General features: G+C 74.7%; 2 protein-coding genes. One reads left to right on the top strand and one right to left on the bottom strand.

The genetic code is table 11. The features are described from left to right. A partial coding sequence (locus tag AC1D15_RS29320; RefSeq protein ID WP_477828790.1) for a PAS domain-containing protein occupies positions 1–1,065 on the bottom strand: 1,065 nt, incomplete at its 3' end. Positions 1,066–1,242: 177 nt separating this feature from the next. Between AC1D15_RS29320 and AC1D15_RS29315 the strand changes: the two genes are divergently transcribed. Next, the coding region (locus tag AC1D15_RS29315) for a hypothetical protein (RefSeq protein WP_477828789.1) at positions 1,243–1,987 on the top strand (745 nt) is incomplete at its 3' end.

Below are 1,987 nucleotides of genomic sequence, written 5' to 3'. Positions count from 1 at the left end.
GTCTTCCACCGTGTGCGCGAACTCGCGCAGCCGGTTCTGCGACTCGTGCAGCTCGCGCTCGGCGCGGCGCTCGCGGGTCACGTCGCGCGCGAGCACGATCACCAGCCGCGGCGTGCCGTCGRCATGGCGCAGCGCGAAGCAGCGGGCGCTGACGATGCGGGTGCCGCCCTCGCCCGGCACCTCGACCTCGCTCTCGATGGTGCCCTGCTCGGCCAGCGCCCGCGCGATGGCCGGCTCGCCGAGCAGCGCGACATCGCCGCCGAAGGCATCGCGCACGGTCTTGCCGAGCACCTGCTCGCGGCCCTTGGCGAACTCGCGCTCGGCGTGGGTGTTGAGCGCGACGATGCGGCGGTCGATCGGGTTCAGCACGAACAGGCTGGCCGGCAGGTTCTCCATCAGCAGCTGCAGCAGTTCGGGCTCGGGCGTGGCGGGCGCCGGCGTGGTGGGCAGCAGGATCGGGATGGGGACCGTGGCGGGCGCCTGGGCGTCGGCTGGGGCATCCGGGCGCGCGCTGCGCAGGTCGAGCAGCCGCTGCACCGTCTCGAGCACCCGGCGCAACGCCGTCAGGTCGCGCTGTGCCGGCACGCCGTGCAGTTCCAGCACGGCAGCCGTGGTGATGCCGCCGCGCACCGGCAGCGCCATCACGCTGGCGGCAGAGCCGTGCATCGGTGCCAGGCAGATGCGGCCTTCGGCGACCGCCCGCCCGGTGGCGCTGAGCCGGGGGTGGACGGTGAAGCGGCCTGAATGCGGATCCTCGGGCTGCTGCCAGGCCTGCAGCTGGGCGGCGTCGCCGGCGACGGACAGCACGCGCAGCACCGCGTGGCCCTCGGCCTGCAGGCCCTGCGCCAGCAGCCCGGCGGCGCCGTGCAGGGCGTCGGCCAGCGATTCGGCCTCGTCGACGCGGGCGGCGACCTGCTGCAACAGGCCCAGCCAGTCGACGACCGCCTCCTCCGCCGCGGCCGGCGCCGGCACCGCCGCCACGGGCGGCACCGGCTCGGGCTTCGCCGCACTGCGCGCCTGGCGGACACCGAACCATCGGGCAAGACGAGACAGCGGAGCAGGCATGGATCGACTACTGGTGAAAATGGCGCGGCCGCGTCGTCCCCACGGACTGACCCGGCCCAGGAAAGGGTCTTCGTTCCACTTTCGGTCCCGTCCGGACCGACTTGAGGCATCCGACACATTGGAAACCGGCGCGCGCCCCACAATGTCACGCTGCAACCACTCCTTACAATCCGTCGGATGAATCTCGAGACCGCGCTGCCGGCCGGACTGCTGCTGCTGGCAGCCCTCGCGACCGGGGCCTGGGCAGCCTGGTCGAGACGGCGGCTGCGCCGTGCCGAACAGGCCCTGCAGCACGAACGCGCCGAGCGGCAGGCCGTGGCGCAGACGCTCGACTGCTGGCAATGGCGCAGCGACGCGCAGCACCGGGTCACGCAATGGCGCCCGCCGCGCGGCGCGGCGCTGGCCGACTGGGCCGGGGCCGACGACGCCGCGCCGCTGTGGCAGCACTTCCAGGGCAGCGACACGCTGACCCGCTCGCTGCGCAACGCGATGGAGCAGCATGCGCCACTCAGCGCCACCTCGCTGTGGCGCGCCGGCGCGGCCGGGGTGAGGCAGCCCTGGTCGCTGCGCGCCGAGCCGGTGCTCGATGCGCAGGGCCGCTTCGCCGGCTACGTGGGCACCGCACGCGAGCTCGCCGACCCGGGCGACCAGCGCATCAGCGAATTGCTGCAGGCGCTGGCCGACCCGGTGCTGCRCGTCGCGCTGCCGCCGCCGGGCCAGCTGGGCGTGCTGTACGAGACCAACGCGGCCGCCGAGCGCTGGCTGCACATCGCCGACCCGGCTGCGCTGCCGCCGTGGCCCGAGCTGCTGCAGCGCCTGCCGGCCGGGCTGCGGCCGCTCGCCGAGCAGGCGATCTCGCCGACGCTGCATGCCGGCACGGCGAGCGGCARCGCCGAGGGCTGGGAGCTGCAGGTGCTGCGGC

This window comes from Rhizobacter sp. P2_H2 (assembly GCF_056403375.1).
This window is presented reverse-complemented; position numbering and strand designations above follow the sequence as displayed.